This window comes from Aureimonas sp. AU40 (genome assembly GCF_001463785.1).
GTDB lineage: Bacteria > Pseudomonadota > Alphaproteobacteria > Rhizobiales > Rhizobiaceae > Aureimonas.
Genome location: NZ_BBWL01000041.1, coordinates 429414 through 445655 on the forward strand (window position 1 = coordinate 429414; position 16242 = coordinate 445655).

Annotated in this window: 15 protein-coding genes; 2 read left to right on the forward strand and 13 right to left on the reverse strand. The window is 63.1% G+C overall.

Going from position 1 to position 16242, the window contains the following annotated elements; genetic code table 11:
* Nucleotides 1-75: 75 nt before the first annotated feature.
* Together gltX and gltA are read left to right on the forward strand one after the other, a co-directional pair.
* On the forward strand, nt 76-1500 hold the full coding sequence (gene gltX / locus AUL32_RS15540; protein ID WP_062116607.1) for a glutamate--tRNA ligase: 1425 nt from the start codon (nt 76-78) through the stop codon (nt 1498-1500).
* 250 nt (nt 1501-1750) lie between these two features.
* Nucleotides 1751-3037 carry a citrate synthase gene (gene gltA, locus AUL32_RS15545; protein WP_061976093.1) on the forward strand — a complete coding sequence of 429 codons (1287 nt, stop codon included), beginning with the start codon at nt 1751-1753 and terminating at the stop codon, nt 3035-3037.
* Between the two features lie 45 nt (nt 3038-3082).
* On the opposite strand, the gene lpxB is transcribed toward gltA, so the two are convergent.
* The 13 genes from lpxB to rpsB form a co-directional block, all read right to left on the reverse strand.
* Nucleotides 3083-4243 carry a lipid-A-disaccharide synthase gene (gene lpxB / locus AUL32_RS15550; RefSeq protein ID WP_062116610.1) on the reverse strand — a complete coding sequence of 387 codons (1161 nt, stop codon included), beginning with the start codon at nt 4241-4243 and terminating at the stop codon, nt 3083-3085.
* Nucleotides 4240-5127: an LpxI family protein gene (locus tag AUL32_RS15555; protein ID WP_244497895.1), complete on the reverse strand. Its 888-nt coding sequence runs from the start codon at nt 5125-5127 to the stop codon at nt 4240-4242. The genes lpxB and AUL32_RS15555 overlap by 4 nt, the downstream gene beginning before the upstream one ends.
* Nucleotides 5124-5933: an acyl-ACP--UDP-N-acetylglucosamine O-acyltransferase gene (lpxA, locus tag AUL32_RS15560; RefSeq protein ID WP_062116615.1), complete on the reverse strand. Its 810-nt coding sequence runs from the start codon at nt 5931-5933 to the stop codon at nt 5124-5126. Before lpxA ends, AUL32_RS15555 begins: the two co-directional genes overlap by 4 nt.
* Nucleotides 5934-5936: 3 nt before the next feature.
* Nucleotides 5937-6410, reverse strand: coding sequence for a 3-hydroxyacyl-ACP dehydratase FabZ (fabZ, locus tag AUL32_RS15565; RefSeq protein WP_082639354.1), 474 nt, complete (start codon nt 6408-6410; stop codon nt 5937-5939).
* Nucleotides 6397-7455: a UDP-3-O-(3-hydroxymyristoyl)glucosamine N-acyltransferase gene (lpxD, locus tag AUL32_RS15570; protein ID WP_062116618.1), complete on the reverse strand. Its 1059-nt coding sequence runs from the start codon at nt 7453-7455 to the stop codon at nt 6397-6399. The genes fabZ and lpxD overlap by 14 nt, the downstream gene beginning before the upstream one ends.
* A 21-nt stretch (nt 7456-7476) precedes the next feature.
* Nucleotides 7477-9894, reverse strand: a complete 2418-nt coding sequence (bamA, locus tag AUL32_RS15575) for an outer membrane protein assembly factor BamA (protein WP_061976088.1) — start codon at nt 9892-9894, stop codon at nt 7477-7479.
* A gap of 199 nt (nt 9895-10093) precedes the next feature.
* Entirely contained in the window at nt 10094-11224 is a 1131-nt protein-coding gene (rseP, locus tag AUL32_RS15580) for an RIP metalloprotease RseP (RefSeq protein WP_062116906.1), read from the reverse strand.
* A 92-nt stretch (nt 11225-11316) separates the two neighbouring features.
* Nucleotides 11317-12168 carry a phosphatidate cytidylyltransferase gene (locus AUL32_RS15585; protein WP_062116621.1) on the reverse strand — a complete coding sequence of 284 codons (852 nt, stop codon included), beginning with the start codon at nt 12166-12168 and terminating at the stop codon, nt 11317-11319.
* A gap of 3 nt (nt 12169-12171) precedes the next feature.
* Nucleotides 12172-12858, reverse strand: a complete 687-nt coding sequence (locus AUL32_RS15590; RefSeq protein WP_061977792.1) for an isoprenyl transferase — start codon at nt 12856-12858, stop codon at nt 12172-12174.
* An 83-nt stretch (nt 12859-12941) separates the two neighbouring features.
* Nucleotides 12942-13499, reverse strand: a complete 558-nt coding sequence (gene frr / locus AUL32_RS15595) for a ribosome recycling factor (protein ID WP_061976086.1) — start codon at nt 13497-13499, stop codon at nt 12942-12944.
* A 33-nt stretch (nt 13500-13532) separates the two neighbouring features.
* Nucleotides 13533-14246, reverse strand: a complete 714-nt coding sequence (pyrH, locus tag AUL32_RS15600) for a UMP kinase (protein WP_061976085.1) — start codon at nt 14244-14246, stop codon at nt 13533-13535.
* A gap of 103 nt (nt 14247-14349) precedes the next feature.
* Nucleotides 14350-15276, reverse strand: coding sequence for a translation elongation factor Ts (gene tsf, locus AUL32_RS15605; RefSeq protein WP_061976084.1), 927 nt, complete (start codon nt 15274-15276; stop codon nt 14350-14352).
* A gap of 106 nt (nt 15277-15382) precedes the next feature.
* Complete coding sequence (gene rpsB / locus AUL32_RS15610) at nt 15383-16174, reverse strand: 30S ribosomal protein S2 (RefSeq protein ID WP_061976083.1); 792 nt, start codon at nt 16172-16174, stop codon at nt 15383-15385.
* Between the last annotated feature and the right edge of the window lie 68 nt (nt 16175-16242).

Below are 16242 nucleotides of genomic sequence, written 5' to 3' on the forward strand. Positions count from 1 at the left end.
AGCCCGACCGGAGGCGCGCATTCCAACTGAGAGGGCTTGCGATCTCCGTCGCGCCCGGTTTTCAAAGGCACCGAGATGACCGATCGCGTGGTGACACGTTTCGCGCCCTCGCCCACGGGCTTCCTCCATATCGGCGGAGCCCGCACGGCCTTGTTCAACTGGCTCTACGCCCGGCGCATGGGCGGGCAGATGCTGCTACGCATTGAGGACACCGATCGGGAGCGCTCGACCGACGCGGCCGTGAGCGCGATCATCGAAGGGCTGGACTGGCTCGGGCTGAAGGCTGACGGCGAGCCGATCTCGCAGTTCGCTCGGGCGGCGCGCCACCGCGAAGTGGCAGAAGCGCTCGTCGCGGCCGGTAAGGCCTATTATTGCTATGCCTCCCCGGCCGAGCTGGACGAGATGCGCGAGAAGGCCAAGGCCGAGAAGCGCCCGCCCCGCTACGATGCTCGCTGGCGCGACCGAGATCCGTCCGAGGCGCCGGCCGGCGTCAAGCCGGTCATCCGCATCAAGGCGCCTTTAGACGGCGAGACCGTGGTGCGCGATCAGGTTCAGGGCGACGTCCGCTTTCCCAACAAGGATCTCGACGATTTCATCCTGCTGCGCTCGGACGGCACGCCGACCTACATGCATGCGGTCGTCGTGGACGACCACGACATGGGCGTCACGCACATCATTCGGGGCGACGACCATCTGACCAATGCCGGGCGCCAGACCTTGATCTATCAGGCCATGGGCTGGGACGTTCCGGTCATGGCCCATATTCCGCTGATCCATGGCGCGGACGGAGCCAAGCTTTCCAAGCGCCACGGCGCGCTTGGCGTCGATGCCTATCGCGGCATGGGCTACCTCCCGAAGGCGCTCCTGAACTATCTCGTGCGTCTCGGCTGGAGCCATGGCGACGACGAGGTCATGACGATCGAGGACATGACCGCCTGGTTCGACATCACCGACATCAACAAGGGCGCGGCGCGGTTCGATTTCGCCAAGCTCGACGCCATCAACGGCCATTGGATTCGCGGGTCTTCCGACACGGATTTGGTCGAGACGCTAATGGTGGAGCGCGTGCATCTACCCAATGGCGACATCCTGCGCCAGGACGACGACGCGACGGTTTGCCGCCAGCTGTCGGCTGCCATGCCAGGCTTGAAGGAGCGCGCCAAGACGCTGGTGGAGCTGACGGAAAGCGCCGCCTATCTCTTCGCTCGCAGGCCGCTCACGCTGGACGAGAAGGCCGCCGAGATTCTGGCTAAGGATGGACGAGACATTCTGAGCGGGCTCCTTCCGGTTCTAGAGGGCTTAGGCGACTGGAGCGTCGTATCGCTGGAGCCGGCGATCAAAGCCCATGCCGAATCCGTTGGGCTGAAGCTCGGCAAGGTCGCGCAGCCGCTGCGTGCCGCTCTGACCGGCAAGTCCACCTCGCCTGGCGTCTATGACGTGCTGGCGGTCTTGGGCCGAGACGAATCGCTGCAGCGGCTCAAGGACCAGGCGTCCGTTTAACGGGTTGAGATTCCGGACGGTGCGGGCGCGGGGTTGCGGTCTCAGCCCGCGCCCTTGGAAACCAAGAAGCCTGCTTGGAGTAGGCTTGTAGGCCCCGCCTAAAGTTGAGCTTGAGCGAGTGTTGCGGCGCAAAATTGTTCTGCGACGGAAACTTGTTCCTTAACCCCCTTTCCGATACGCATTCGCTCGAAGCTGGCGTTTGGCCCAAGAACGGCCGTTGGCGCCCTGGCTCACGCAGAAGGGGTAACGCATGAATCAATCGGCGAAACTGGCCCTTGGAGACAAGAGCGCGGAGCTGACGCTCCGATCAGGAACCATCGGACCCGATGTGGTCGACATCGCGTCGCTCTACAAGAACACCGGTCTCTTCACCTACGATCCGGGCTTCACATCGACCGCGTCCTGCGAGTCGAAGATCACCTATATCGACGGTGACGAAGGCGTTCTTCTGCATCGCGGCTATCCCATCGACCAGCTTGCGGAGCGCGGCGACTTTCTCGAAACCTGCTACCTCCTGCTCTACGGCGAACTTCCGACCGCGAGCGAGAAGGCGGACTTCGTCTACCACGTGACGCGCCACACGATGGTGCACGAGCAGATGTCCCGCTTCTACACGGGCTTCCGTCGAGACGCGCACCCAATGGCCGTCATGGTCGGCTCTGTCGGCGCCCTCTCCGCCTTCTATCACGACTCGACCGACATCACCGATCCGCATCAGCGCATGGTCGCGTCGATCCGCATGATCGCCAAGACGCCGACCCTGGCGGCGATGGCCTACAAGTATCACATCGGTCAGCCCTTCGTTTACCCGCGCAACGATCTCTCCTACGCGGAAAACTTCCTGCATATGTGCTTCGCAGTTCCCTGCGAGCCGTACCAGATCAACCCCGTGCTGGCGCGGGCGATGGATCGGATTTTCATCCTCCACGCCGATCACGAGCAGAACGCTTCGACCTCGACGGTTCGCCTTGCCGGCTCGTCGGGCGCCAATCCCTTCGCCTGCATCGCGGCCGGCATCGCCTGCCTATGGGGCCCTGCCCATGGCGGCGCCAACGAAGCGGCGCTCAACATGCTGTCGGAAATCGGCAGCAAGGACCGGATTCCCGAGTTCGTGGCGCGCGCCAAGGATAAGAACGATCCGTTCCGCCTCATGGGCTTCGGCCACCGGGTCTACAAGAACTACGACCCGCGCGCCAAGATCATGCAGCAGACCTGCCACGAGGTCCTGAACGAGCTCGGCATCAAGGACGATCCGCTGCTCGAAGTCGCGATGGAACTGGAGCATATCGCTCTGAACGATGAGTATTTCATCGAGAAGAAGCTCTATCCCAACGTCGACTTCTACTCCGGCATCACGCTGAAGGCGCTCGGCTTCCCCACCACGATGTTCACCGTTCTGTTCGCGGTCGCGCGCACGGTCGGTTGGATCGCGCAGTGGAAGGAAATGATCGAGGATCCGCATCAGCGCATCGGTCGCCCTCGCCAGCTTTATACCGGCGCACCGCAGCGCGACTACATCTCGGTCAGCGATCGCTGATCCGACAAGCTGAAACGAAAACAGGCGCCTCGGGCGCCTGTTTTTTTATGGTCTGCCGGATCGCTCGATCTCACGAACGATGAGATCCGCAATCGCCTCCCCGGGCGGGCGGTCGACCCGCATGGCCTGTCGGATATCCTGCATCCCCTTCAGCTGAGCCGCGCGTTCCGGCGTCTCATGCATCAGGCGATCGAGCCTGAGCGCTAAAGCCTGTGGGCGAACGAACTCGTGAAAATGCTCCGGCACGAGCGGATGGCCGGCGATGAAATTGGGCAACGCCGCTGTCCAGCCCGTCACCATGTGGCGCAGCGCATAGGATACAGGGTCCAGCCGATAGGCCAGGGCCATGGGAACGCCGGCGAGCGCGAGCTCCAGCGACACGGTTCCGCTCGCTGCAAGGGCGGCGTCGGCGGACGCGAAGGCCGCCCATTTCGCGTCGTCTCCTTCCAGCACCTCTGGCTTCACGCTCCAGCTTTCCAGTTTGGACTCGATCAGAGAGCGCACGCGGCGCACCGCTGGCAAACTCGCTCTCAGGCCAGGGATGCGGTGGTGAAGCATCGAGTAAGTGCGGCCGAAATCGTCCATCAGCCGCTCGATTTCGCCCCGTCGCGAGCCCGGCAGGATGACGAGATGCGGCGGACTACCGGCAGGCCTCATGCCCGTTTCGGCCTCGCGATCCAGAATGGCGCGCAGGCGCGGATCGCTCAGGAGCGGATGGCCGACATAGGTCGCAGGCGGACCGCCATGTTCTTTTAGAAAACGCGGCTCGAACGGAAATAGGCTGGCGGAATGATCGACGGCTTGGCGGAGAGTTTCGGCCCGCTTGGGCTTGTAGGCCCAGATCGCGGGCGGCACGACATTGACGATGCGCGCGTCCGGCCAGCGCTGGCGAACCTTCAGTGCGACCCGATTGGTGAAGGTGAAGCTGTCGATCGTGACGATCGCATCCGGCCGTTCCTCTAAGAGAAAATCCACCGTTTGCCGCAGCCGACCGAGGAGCTTCGGCAATCGCGAAAGAATTGCCCCGACGCCGATGATCGACAATTCCTCGATATCGAAAAGGCTGGTGAGCCCTTCCCGTTTCAGCGCATCGCCTCCGAGGCCGATGAACTGGATGCTGGGACCGAACCGATCACGCAGAGCACGGGCCACCTCGCCCGCAATCCGATCGGCCGACTCTTCCCCCAGGACGAAGGCGATCTTCATGACGGATCTTCTCCCAGTGCAGTCTCGATGCCGAGAACAAACAAACCAGCCGCCTCGGCTTCTTCCGCAACCCGCTGCGGTTCGATGACGAGGGATCGGTTCGCGCTCATGGCGATCCCGGCAAGCCCCGCTTCCTGTGCCTGGCGTATCGTCTCCGTACCGATGCTGGGCAGGTCGAAGCGGGCGTCCTGCTGCGGCTTGAACGCCTTGAACAACACACAAGGCTCCGACGCACCGATGCGCCCTCGCCCGCGAAGATCGGCGACGCGTAGCAGCATCTCCTTCGTGCCCTCGATCCCTTCGAGGGCAATCACACGATCGGCCGAAGCGACGACGGCTTGGCCGATGTCCAGAAGACCAAGCCGCGTTGCCGCGCGCTGGGCCCGATGGATCGCTTCATGATGGCGCTCACTCAAAGGGCGATTGGTGAGGTTGCCGGCGGGAAGCAGCAGCGTTGGAGAAATGGCCTGGACGCTGACGACTTCGAAGCCCCTTCGCTCGAACGTTCCGGCGACGGCTCGGATCAGGCTGTCGTCCCCACCCCGCGTCATTCGAAGGATTTCGGGGAGCATCCGAAGCGTTTGCAGGCTCGGCAAGATCGAGCGATAGTCCGGGCGAACGGAGATCGTTCCGGAGAAGACGAGCTTCGACACGCCTCGACGTCGTAGATGGGCAAAGACGTTGCCGGTCTGCCCCCAGGTGAGCGAGACCGATTCCCATTCGTCCCAGGACGAATCGCGCCCATCCGCGATCGCGACGATGAACGGGCGCCAGCCCAGACGCTCCGCTTCGTGAGCGATAATCGCTGGCAGGGTCCCGCCTCCGGCAATGATGCCGAGGCGTTCCCCGGGCCGCATGGGCGTCAGCGCTGCGTTTGCGCTCACACCGGACGCGTGCTGCGAGGGAAGCAAAGCGCCCGGTCCCCGCCCGAGCGGATGAAGCCGAGGAGATCCTGCACCAACGGGTCTTCCGGATACTCGGTTTCGACCTCCTCGAGATTTTCGCGGAAGGTCAGATCGTCAGAGAAGAGCATCCGATAGGCCTTGCGGACGTTTCGAATGGCTTCGCGGCCGAAGCCGGCGCGCTTCATGCCGATGACGTTGAGACCAGACAGATAGGCGCGATTGCCGAGAACCATGCCGAAGGGAATGACGTCGCCTTCGACTGCGGCCAAACCGCCGACATAGGCGTGGTGGCCGACGCGGGTGAACTGGTGGATGCCGGACCCGCCGGCGATCGTCGCGTAGTCGCCGACGACGCAATGGCCGGCCAGCATGACATTGTTGATCAGCGTCACGTTCGAGCCGACCAGACAATCATGCGCGACATGCGAGCCCGTGAAAAACGCGCAGTTGTCGCCCACCGTGGTCTCGCTCCGCCCCTGTACCGTGCCGGGATTGAGCGTGACATGCTCTCGGATCAGGCAATTGGCGCCAATCACCAGGCGGGTGTCTTCACCTTGGTATTTCAGGTGCTGCGGATCATGGCCGACCGATGCGAAGGGATAGATTTTCGCGCCTGAGCCGATCCGCGTGTTACCCCAAAGGGCGACATGGGACCGGAGTGTCGATCCCGCACCCAGAACGACCTGCGGCCCGATGTGACAGAAGGGCCCGATCTGGCATCCTTCGCCGATCGTTGCGCCATCCTCGATGACGGTGGTCGGATGAATCCGCGTCTCGCCCGCCATGGATCAGTTGCTGCCTTCGGGAACGAGCATGGCGCTGATCGTGGCTTCCGCCACTTTCTGCTCGTCCACGATCGCCAGACAGTCGAACTTCCAGATATTGCCACGCTTCTTCGTCTGCGTGACGTGATATTCCAAGCGGTCGCCCGGCACGACCGGCTTGCGGAACTTCGCGTTGTCGATGGTCATGAAGTAGACGATCGAGTTGGCGTTCCCGCCCGTCGCCAACTGGCAGATCGCGCCAGCTGTCTGCGCCATGCCCTCGATGATGAGGACGCCCGGCATCACGGGATAGTGGGGAAAATGACCCTGAAAATGCGGCTCGCTTGCCGTCACGTTCTTGATGCCGATCGCCTTTCGATCGCCGTCGATCTCAATGATCCGATCCACCAGAAGGAACGGATAGCGATGCGGCAAAAGCTGCATGATCTTCAGGATGTCGACGCTTTCGAGCGTCGTTGCGGCCTCAACCGTCGTCACGTTCGTCTCCCCGGCCTGACTGACCAATTCGTCTGAGCACGGCCATCTCGCGGATCCACTCGCGCACGGGACGCGCGGGCGTGCCACCCCAGCGCGCACCGGCTGGCACATCGTTCGCCACTACGCTGACGGCGGCGATCTGAGCGCCGTCACCGATATGAACGTGACCGTTGATACCCGTCTGGCCACCGATGGCGACACCGTCGCCCATCGTCACGCTGCCGGCGATGCCGACCTGTCCGACGATAACGCAATTGCGGCCGATCACCACGTTGTGGGCGACCTGCACGAGATTGTCGATCTTGGTGTTTTCGCCGATCACCGTGTCGCGCACGGCGCCGCGATCGATCGCCGAGTTGGCACCGACCTCCACCCGGTCCTGAATGATGACGCGGCCCACCTGCACCATCTTTTCCAAGCCGGTCGCGCCGGGTGCGTAGCCGAACCCGTCCTGTCCGACTCGAACGCCGGGATGCAGGATGACCTTGTTGCCAATCAGCGCATGCTGGACGGAAACATGAGGGCCGATGTAGCTGTCGCGCCCGATCTGGCAGCCCGCCGAGATCACCGCCCCCGAGGCCACGATCGTTCCCGATCCGATCGCAACGCCCGGCCCGATCGAGGCGAAGGGCTCCACCGTCGCACCCGACTCGATGGAGGCGGACGGATGGATCGAGGCCAGTGGCGAGATGTTGCCGACCTTTTCGGAAGAGACGGGCTGGACGGCCTGTGGGAACAGGGCCCGGCCGATCTGCCCGAACGCCGATTGCGGATGGCGCACGATTAGGACGGACAAAGCGTCCTGGACCAACCCGGCATGCCGCCGTGACGTCACCACGAGACCAGCGCGAGATAGTTTGAGATCGTCGCTATAGGTCGGGCTGTCGAACAAAGCGACATCCTGCGGACCGGCGTCCTTCAGTGCCGCCAATCCATCGACGCGAATCGCACCGGCAGAAGGGGCACGAAGCTCGCCGCCACACAAAGATGCCAGCGCGGCGAGGGTCTGACCCTCGCCGCGCTGGAAGAACGATGATGACATCATAAGGCGGCTGGATCCTCGCCGTTAGAAGCGCGACGAGAAGCCGAACGAGAATTCCTGCGTCTTGTCGTAGTCTTCCTTCGCCAGCGGTGCCGCGTAGTTCACGCGCAGCGGCCCGAACGGCGATGCCCAGATCAGACCGACACCAGCGGATGCACGGATGGCGAACTCTTCGCCCTGAATGCCGGCCTGGTTTCCGACATTGTCGAGACCCCAAAGCGAACCGGCATCGGCGAAGGCTGCGCCCCGGAAGCCGAGATCGCGCGAGATCAGCGGCAGCGGGAACGTCACTTCGGCCGTCGCATTCGCGTAGTTCGTGCCACCGATCGCGACGCCGTTCTGACGCGGCCCGATGCCCTGGTACTTGAAGCCGCGAACAATGTCTTGGCCCTTGAAGAAGTTGTCGAAGACACGCAGGTCGTCGCCAAGCGCAGTCACGTTGCCGGCGCCACCGCTGACCTGGCCGATCACGTCGTACTCTTCCGACAGGAGGCTGAAGAACGACGCGCGACCCGTGGTCCGCAGGAACTTGGCGTCGCCGCCGAGGCCCGCTACTTCCTGGCCGACCTGAGCAAAGATGCCGTCGCGCGGGTCGCGCTGGTTGTCCAGCGTGTTGTAGGTCAGCGCATAGGAGACCGATGAGGTCGAATACGGGCTATCGCAGATCGCGCGGTTGATGATCGGCGAAAGCGTGTAGAGCGGTCCGACCGGCGTGTTCGCACAAGTGCTGTAGAAAGGCTGGCCGTTGACGAAGATCGGAAGGCCGTCCGCCCCGTAGGTCAGAACGCCCTTGTCGTCGCCGAACGTCTCTTCCTTGTAGTTGTAAGCCACCTGCGCGGTGAGGTTCTCGGTGATCGGTGCCGCCAAGCGCAGCGAGCCACCCGTCCGCTGGATATCGTAGGCCGTCGAGGAAGAGTTCTCCGTCCGGTAGAGATCGAAACCGGCCGCCAGACGCCGACCCAGGAAATAGGGCTCGGTGAACGAGAGGTTGTAATTGCGCGTGTTCTCGCCGAAACCGGCGGACACTTTCACGAATTGACCGCGACCCAGGAAATTGCGTTCGGTAATGCCGACTTCCGCGACCGGACCTGAGCTTTCGCCGCCCGTCGTGTAGCCGCCGCCGACTGAGAACTCGCCGGTCGACTGCTCGTCCACCTGAACGACGAGAACGACGCGATCGGGCTGCGTGCCGGGAGCGGTGGAGACGTTGACGGTCTTGAAGAAGCGCAGCGCCTCGAGACGCTTCTTGGCACGCTGCACCAGAACCTGATTGAACGCGTCGCCTTCGGACACATCGAACTCGCGACGGATGACGTAGTCGCGCGTCTTGGTGTTGCCGCGAATTTCGATGCGCTCGACATAGGCCCGCGGGCCCTGGTCGATCACGTAGTCGATCGAGATCGTGTTGTTTGCGAAGTCGCGATTGCCGCGCGGCGTGACCTGCGCGAATGCATAGCCCTGGTTCGCAACGGCGTTGGTCAGGCTGACCAGCGTATTCTCGACCTGCTCGGCGCTGTAGGTCTCGCCCGGACGCGTCTTCAGATCGCGCTGGAGGGCCTGGGCGTCGATGCCAGGAACGGTCGAGTCGATGTTGACCGCGCCGTAGGTGTAACGCTCGCCTTCATCGACAGTGATCGTGATGAAGTACTTGTTCTGGGTCGGCTCGAGCTCGGCTACCGACGACACGATACGGAAGTCGGCGAAGCCACGATTGAAGTAGAAGCGGCGGAGCGCTTCTTCGTCGGCCCGCAAGCGGTCTTCGTCGTAGATGTCGTTGCGCTGAAGGAAGCTGAAGAGCCCCGATTCCCGCAGCGAGATGACTTCCTTCAGACGAGAGTCACCGAAGGCGTTGTTGCCGACGATGTTGATGCTCTCGATCTGAGTGCGATTGCCTTCCTGAATGTCGAACACGACATTCACGCGGTTGCCCTCGGCCGGCAGAGTGCGCACGGAAACGGTCGCGTCCGAACGGCCGATCCGCACGTAGGCCGCCTTGATCGCCTCGACATCCGCCTGAGCGGTGGAAGCGTTGTAGGGTGCGCGCGTCGCGGTCTGAACCGTCGAAGCCAATTGCTCGTTCTTGATCTTGCTGTTGCCCTGGAAGACAACCTCGCCCACGATCTGGTTCTCGGACACGTCGACGATCAGCACGCCGCCCTGCTGGCGCGCACGGACATCCGAGAAGAGACCCGTCGAGAAGAGCTTCGTTACCGCCGCGTCGACATCGGCATCCGTCGCATTGCGACCGGGCTTGATGTCGATCAGGTTCCGAACCGTCTCGGCGTCGACGCGCTGGTTGCCCCGCACCTCGACGCGATTGACGACTGCCGCACCAGCTTCGGACAGGGTCACAAGACCCATAGTAACGGCTGAAGCTGCGAGCACTGTAGACGAAAGAGCTGCTGCAGACAGTGCGCTCAGTAGCTTCGAACCAGCCGCCATGGCCACTCACCTTTTTTCATTTCGCCGACAACGCCGAAACCGAACGTCGGCAGGCCGTGCGTTTGTATCGGCTTTGCAGACGCATTCAACCAAACTGGACCGATTCCCTTTAGGAATCGGAAAAGCGTTGCTCGCCCGCCACGCGGGCGACCGGTTTGGTGAACGAGTTGCTAACCCCCAATAAGTCCCCGTCCGATTCTCAAGTCAGGCTCGAGAGATCGTTCCAGAATGCGAATACCATAAGCAGCATCACGAGAGCGAGGCCAATCCGGAAACCGAATTCCTGAACACGCTCGCTCAGCGGCCGCCCCCGCACCGCTTCGCAGGCGTAGAACAGCAGATGCCCCCCATCGAGCATCGGAATCGGCAAAAGATTCAGGAGGCCGATCGAGATCGAAAGTAAGGCTGCGAGGTTCAGAAGCGGCGCAAAGCCGAGCGTGGCAACCTGGCTGGACACCTGTGCGATCTTGATCGGACCGCCGATCTGGTCCGATCCCTGGCTACCGCCGAAGATCCCGCCGATGAAGGCGACTGTCCGTTCGGTCACGAACCATGTCTGCGACACACCATATTTGAGCGCATCGATCGGGCTGAGGTCCTCGCGATGGAAGCCTGCCTGCTCGCTATTGGCCACGATGCCGATCACTGGCACCTGAAAATTATTCCCGAATCCATCGGTCTGGTTCTGCAGCTTGGGCGTGACGCTGACCGAGCGGGTTTCGCCGTTCCGCTCAAGCTCGACGGAAATCGGCGTGTCGGCTCGGGTCGAAACATAGCGCTGTAGATCGCTGAAATAGCGGATGCGCGATCCGTCCGCCGCCACGATCCGGTCGCCGGGAAGAATGCCCGCCTCGGCCGCCGGCGAATTCGGACGCACTTCGGAGACGATGGGATCGCCCACGATGATGCCGCTGGCATAGGCCGTCCCGGCGAAGATCGCGATGGCCAAAATGAAGTTCGCGATGGGTCCCGCCGCGACGGTGGCGGCGCGCTTGCCAACGCTGGCGCTTTGGAAAGCGCGGGCGCGATCCTCTGGGCTGGCGGCTTCAAGCGCCGCTTCGCTCGGCACGCTGGCCGCGTTCTCATCTCCGAAGAACTTCACATAGCCGCCGAGGGGTATGGCGCAGAGCTTCCAGCGCGTGCCGTGACGATCGGTGAAACCCAGAAGTTCCGGTCCAAACCCAACGGAAAAGGCCATGATCTTGATGCCGGACCACCGTCCGACGAGATAATGGCCGAGTTCGTGGAAGAAGACGATCACAGTGAGAACGAAGAGGAACGGCACGATCTTGATCAGAGCCGTGTTCCAGATCGCGTCCGGCAAGCTCATGAGATCCATTGGGGCGCCTTTATCGTAAGGAGGACGCGCCGGCTCTAGCATCGAGCCAACCGGTCCGCCGACAATCCGTCATCATTTTTACGTCAAAAATCGAAAATAGCACGCGCCGGGTGCTCCAGGCCCGATCCAAGAAGGCCGACGAAAAGCAGCACCCCTGTCGCGACGATGAGCGCGTCGATCCGGTCCATCAGACCGCCATGACCGGGGATTAGGCGGCCGGAATCCTTCACGCCGAAACGGCGCTTGATCCAGGATTCGAAGAGATCCCCAGCCTGCCCGACGATCGAAAGAATCCCTGAAAGGACGACCACTAGAGCCGTCACGTCCCCAATCAGCCAATACTCGAAGGTCGACCCGAACAGGATGCTGGCCAACAGACCTCCAAGCGCGCCGGAAACGGTTTTCTTCGGGGACACCATCGGCATGAGCTTCGGTCCACCAAAGGTGCGGCCGAAGAAATAGGCGAAGATGTCTGTCGCCCAGACGACGCAGATCACGAGGCCTAGCGCTCCCAAGCCCTCCGTGCCGCTGTCACGCAGAATGCCAGGGGCCATGCCGGCGGCGGCGGCATAGACAAGCCCGCCCATCACCCAGTCCGCCTTGCGCTCGCCTCGGTCCACCACCGCTATAAAGGCCGTGGCCGCGCCGACGATCGTCAGCGCCCATCCGTGAAAGCCGAAAAAGAAGGCGGCAAGGCCGACGTAAAGCGCGCGGCGCGCGAAGATGTAGATGTCGCCAGCCCGCTTGGCGCGCGTCATCCTCGCCCATTCATCGAAGACGATGACGGACGCCGCACAGCACAGAAGCCGGAAAGCGACGCCGCCGATGACGGTGATGAGCAGGACGGCGATGCCGAGGATCACGGCCGAAATGAGCCGTGACCTCAGGTCGGTCCAGGATTGGGTCGCCGCGAGACGTCCGAGCCCGAGCCCCATGCGTCAGGAAGCGATTTCGCGCGAGACGCCGCCGAAACGGCGGTCCCTCATCGCGAAGTCCTGAACGGCGGCGGTGAAGGCCGCGCGGTCGAAATCGGGCCACAGGCAGGGCAGGAAAGCGAATTCGGAATAGGCGGCCTGCCACAGGAGGAAGTTGCTCAAGCGCAGCTCGCCGCTCGTTCGAATGATCAGGTCCGGGTCGGGAATGCCTGCCGTATCGAGATGCTGGTCCACGACGTCCGGCGAGATGGATTCCGCCGTCAACTCGCCTGTCCCCAGTTTCACGGCGATGCGGCGCATCGCGCGGGCCATCTCATCCCTCGCCCCATAGTTGAAGGCGATGATCAGCGTGTTGCGATCGTTGCCGATCGTCAGTGTCTCCGCTTCTTCCAGAAGTCCCCGGATGTCGCGTGGCAGGTTCTCGCGCTCGCCAATGACCCGAACCCGGACACCTTCGCGGTGGAGCTCGGCGAGATCGCGGCGGATGAAGAACTTAAGGAGGCGCAGCAGTTCGCCCACCTCCTCAACCGGTCGCTTCCAGTTCTCCGAGGAGAAGGCGAAGAGCGTGAGGTAGCGGATGCCGAGCTCCCGGGCCGTACGAACGGCCTCGCGAACGGCTTCCACACCTCGCCGGTGCCCCAAGGTGCGCGGCAGACCGCGCGCCTTCGCCCAGCGCCCATTGCCATCCATGATGATGGCGACGTGTTCGGGCTGACGCACCTGTTCCACCGCGTTCTCCGCCTTTCCGCTTGTGACCCTGAATTGGAGAAAGACTAGACCTGCATGATTTCGGCTTCCTTGACAGAAAGCGACTTATCAATCTCGGTGATCGTCTCGTCGGTCATCTTCTGGATTCGATCTGCCATGACGCGGCTGTCGTCCTGGCTTACGTCACCGTCTTTTTCTGCCTTTTTCAAGGTCTCCATCCCATCCCGGCGCACGTGACGAGCGGCTACACGGGCGCTCTCGGCATAGGTGTGGGCGACCTTCGCGAGTTCCTTGCGCCGCTGCTCGTTCAGCTCCGGCAGCGGGATGCGAAGGGTCGAACCGTCGGTGATCGGGTTGAGGCCGAGACTGCTCTCGCGGATCGCGCGTTCCACCGCGCCGACCATGCCCTTGTCCCACACGGACACGGCAACCATGCGGGGCTCGGGCACCGTGACGTTGGCGACCTGATTGAGCGGCATCTGCGAGCCGTAGGCGGAGACCACGATCGGGTCCAGGAGGTTGGCCGAGGCCCGGCCCGTGCGCAGGCCTGCAAGGTCTCCCCGGAAGGAGGTCACCGCGCCATCCATGCGACGCTTCAGTTCGTTCAGATCCGGACCGGCCATAAAAATTCCTCTGAAAGTTCGTGCTGAGTTGAGTCAGTCGGAAACGATGGTCGAGCGGCCGCCGCCCGACAGGATTCGACCGAACTCGCCCTGCTCGTGGATCGAGAACACCACGATGGGAATATGGTTCTCGCGTGCCAGGGCCACGGCGGTCACGTCCATGACCGCCAGACCCTTGTTCAGCACCTCGTCATGCGTCAGCTGATCGAAGCGCGTCGCATCGGGAACGAGCTTGGGATCGGCGGAATAGATGCCGTCGACCTGCGTGCCCTTGAAGAGCGCATGGGCGCCCATTTCGGCAGCGCGCAGCGCGGCGGCCGAATCCGTCGTGAAGAACGGGTTGCCGGTGCCACCGGCGAAGATGACGACGCGTCCACGATCGGCATGGGCCAGCGCCGCGCGCTGGGAGAAGCTTTCGCAGATCTCCGGCATGGCGATCGCCGAAAGAACGATCGCGTCGATGCCGAGCTTGGTCAGCGAAGTGCGAAGCGCCAACGCGTTGATGACGGTAGCCAGCATGCCCATGTGATCGCCGGTCACGCGATCGCCGCCCTTGGAGGCCACGGCGACGCCGCGAAAGATATTGCCGCCGCCGATCACCACGGAGATTTCCACGCCGAGGTCGCGCGCTTCGCGAATGTCGCCGGCGATGCGATCGGCCACGGCAACGTCGATGCCGAAGCCTTGCCTCCCCATCAGCGCCTCGCCCGAAACCTTCAGAAGAACGCGCTTGAAACGGACGGTCATGCAAGTTTCCCGATTTTGGTGCCGGCCTGCGATACAGGAAGGGCGCCCGCTTCTCAAGCGGACGCCCCGAATATAGCTCCGACGAACGATAAGTCGTTCGGGCTTATTTCTTGCCGGCAGCCGCCGCGACTTCGGCCGCGAAGTCGCTCTGCTCGCGCTCGATGCCCTCGCCGAGAGCGAAGCGGACGAAACCGGTGATCTTGGCCGGTGCGCCCGCTTCCTTTGCGGCGGCCTCGAGCGCCTTCTCGACCGTGAGGTCGGGATTGATGACGAAGGCCTGCTTGGTCAGCACGACTTCCTCGTAGAACTTGCGCAGGCGGCCCTCGACCATCTTCTCGATGATGTTGTCCGGCTTGCCCGACTGGCGGGCCTGCTCGGAGAACACGGCCTTTTCGCGCTCGACCGTTGCCGGATCGATCTCGGTCTCGGTCAGCGAGAGCGGGCTCGTGGCCGCAACGTGCATGGCCACCTGACGGCCGAAGGCGCCGAGAATGGCCTTGTCGCCGTCCGACTCGATCGCGACGAGAACGCCCATCTTGCCCAAGCCTTCGGCGACCTGATTGTGGACATAGGTCGCGACGATGCCGTTCGACACGGTCAGCTGAACGGAGCGACGCAGGCTCATGTTCTCGCCGATCGTGGCGATCGCGTCCTTGATCGTGTCCGAAACCGGCTTGCCGCTGGCAGGATAGGTCACGGCGGCGACCGCGTCGATCGAGCCGTCCGTGGTGAGCGCGACGTTGGCGATGTCACGAACGAGCGTCTGGAAGGCCTCGTTGCGAGCGACGAAGTCGGTCTCAGAGTTGACCTCGACGACGACGGCCTTGTTCTCGCCGGCGGCGACGCCGACCAGACCCTCGGCAGCCGTGCGGCCCGACTTCTTGTCGGCCTTGGCGATACCCTTGGCGCGAAGCCAGTCGATCGCGGCCTCCATGTCGCCATTGGTCTCGGCCAGCGCGGTCTTGCAGTCCATCATACCCGCGCCGGTCTTCTCGCGCAGGTCCTTCACCATCGAAGCGGAGATCGTCATGAATTGGCCTCTGTCTTAAAAAATTGGCGCACCGAACCTTTGAGGAAGGGTGCGCCGTTAGGGTCGGCGACGCTGCGGCGCCGCCGGCATGCTAGGTTGCGAGCGATCAGGCCGCGGCGGACGCTTCGGTCTCGTCCGTTGCTTCGCCTTCGAGCGCGGGCTCGATCGGAGCCTCTTCCATCGCGCCGATGTCCACGCCCATCGAGCCCTGCTGGCGCGCGATGCCGTCGACGGCGGCGCGGGCGATCAGGTCGCAATAGAGCGTGATGGCGCGCGCGGCGTCGTCATTGCCCGGGATCGGGTAGTCAATGCGCGAGGGATCGCAGTTCGAATCGACCACGGCGACGACCGGAATGCCGAGGCGCTTGGCCTCTTCGATCGCGATCGACTCCTTGTTGGTGTCGATGATGAAGATCATGTCCGGCACGCCGCCCATGTCCTTGATGCCGCCCAGAGCGCGGTCGAGCTTGTCGCGCTCGCGCTGCAGGTTGAGGCGCTCCTTCTTGGTAAAGCCCTGGGCCTCACCCGACAGGAGCTCGTCGAGCTTGCGAAGACGCTGGATCGAGTTCGAGATCGTCTTCCAGTTCGTCAGCATGCCGCCGAGCCAGCGGGCGTTGACGTAGTACTGGGCCGAGCGGTTCGCCGCATCGGCGATGATCTCGGACGCCTGACGCTTGGTGCCGACGAAAAGCACGCGGCCGCCGCGCGAGACCGTGTCGGACACGGACTGCAGCGCCTTGTGCAGAAGCGGAACCGTCTGCGCGAGGTCGATGATGTGGATGTTGTTGCGCGCGCCGAAGATGTAGGGCGCCATCTTCGGGTTCCAGCGATGGGTCTGGTGTCCGAAGTGGACGCCAGCTTCGAGAAGCTGACGCATGGAATAGTCAGGCAGAGCCATTAGAATGTCCTTTGACCGGTTGAACCTCCACGGACAGAAGCAGATCAGGCGACCTGCCACCGGCGAGA

Coding starts and splice junctions, on each gene's coding strand:
- AUL32_RS15590 (WP_061977792.1), bottom strand. CDS start 12,858: ATGGATGGCAATGGGCGCTGGGCGAAGGCGCGCGGTCTGCCGCGCACC.
- lpxB (WP_062116610.1), bottom strand. CDS start 4,243: ATGAAGATCGCCTTCGTCCTGGGGGAAGAGTCGGCCGATCGGATTGCG.
- bamA (WP_061976088.1), bottom strand. CDS start 9,894: ATGGCGGCTGGTTCGAAGCTACTGAGCGCACTGTCTGCAGCAGCTCTT.
- frr (WP_061976086.1), bottom strand. CDS start 13,499: ATGGCCGGTCCGGATCTGAACGAACTGAAGCGTCGCATGGATGGCGCG.
- gltX (WP_062116607.1), top strand. CDS start 76: ATGACCGATCGCGTGGTGACACGTTTCGCGCCCTCGCCCACGGGCTTC.
- tsf (WP_061976084.1), bottom strand. CDS start 15,276: ATGACGATCTCCGCTTCGATGGTGAAGGACCTGCGCGAGAAGACCGGC.
- lpxD (WP_062116618.1), bottom strand. CDS start 7,455: ATGATGTCATCATCGTTCTTCCAGCGCGGCGAGGGTCAGACCCTCGCC.
- lpxA (WP_062116615.1), bottom strand. CDS start 5,933: ATGGCGGGCGAGACGCGGATTCATCCGACCACCGTCATCGAGGATGGC.
- rseP (WP_062116906.1), bottom strand. CDS start 11,224: ATGAGCTTGCCGGACGCGATCTGGAACACGGCTCTGATCAAGATCGTG.
- pyrH (WP_061976085.1), bottom strand. CDS start 14,246: ATGACCGTCCGTTTCAAGCGCGTTCTTCTGAAGGTTTCGGGCGAGGCG.
- gltA (WP_061976093.1), top strand. CDS start 1,751: ATGAATCAATCGGCGAAACTGGCCCTTGGAGACAAGAGCGCGGAGCTG.
- rpsB (WP_061976083.1), bottom strand. CDS start 16,174: ATGGCTCTGCCTGACTATTCCATGCGTCAGCTTCTCGAAGCTGGCGTC.
- AUL32_RS15585 (WP_062116621.1), bottom strand. CDS start 12,168: ATGGGGCTCGGGCTCGGACGTCTCGCGGCGACCCAATCCTGGACCGAC.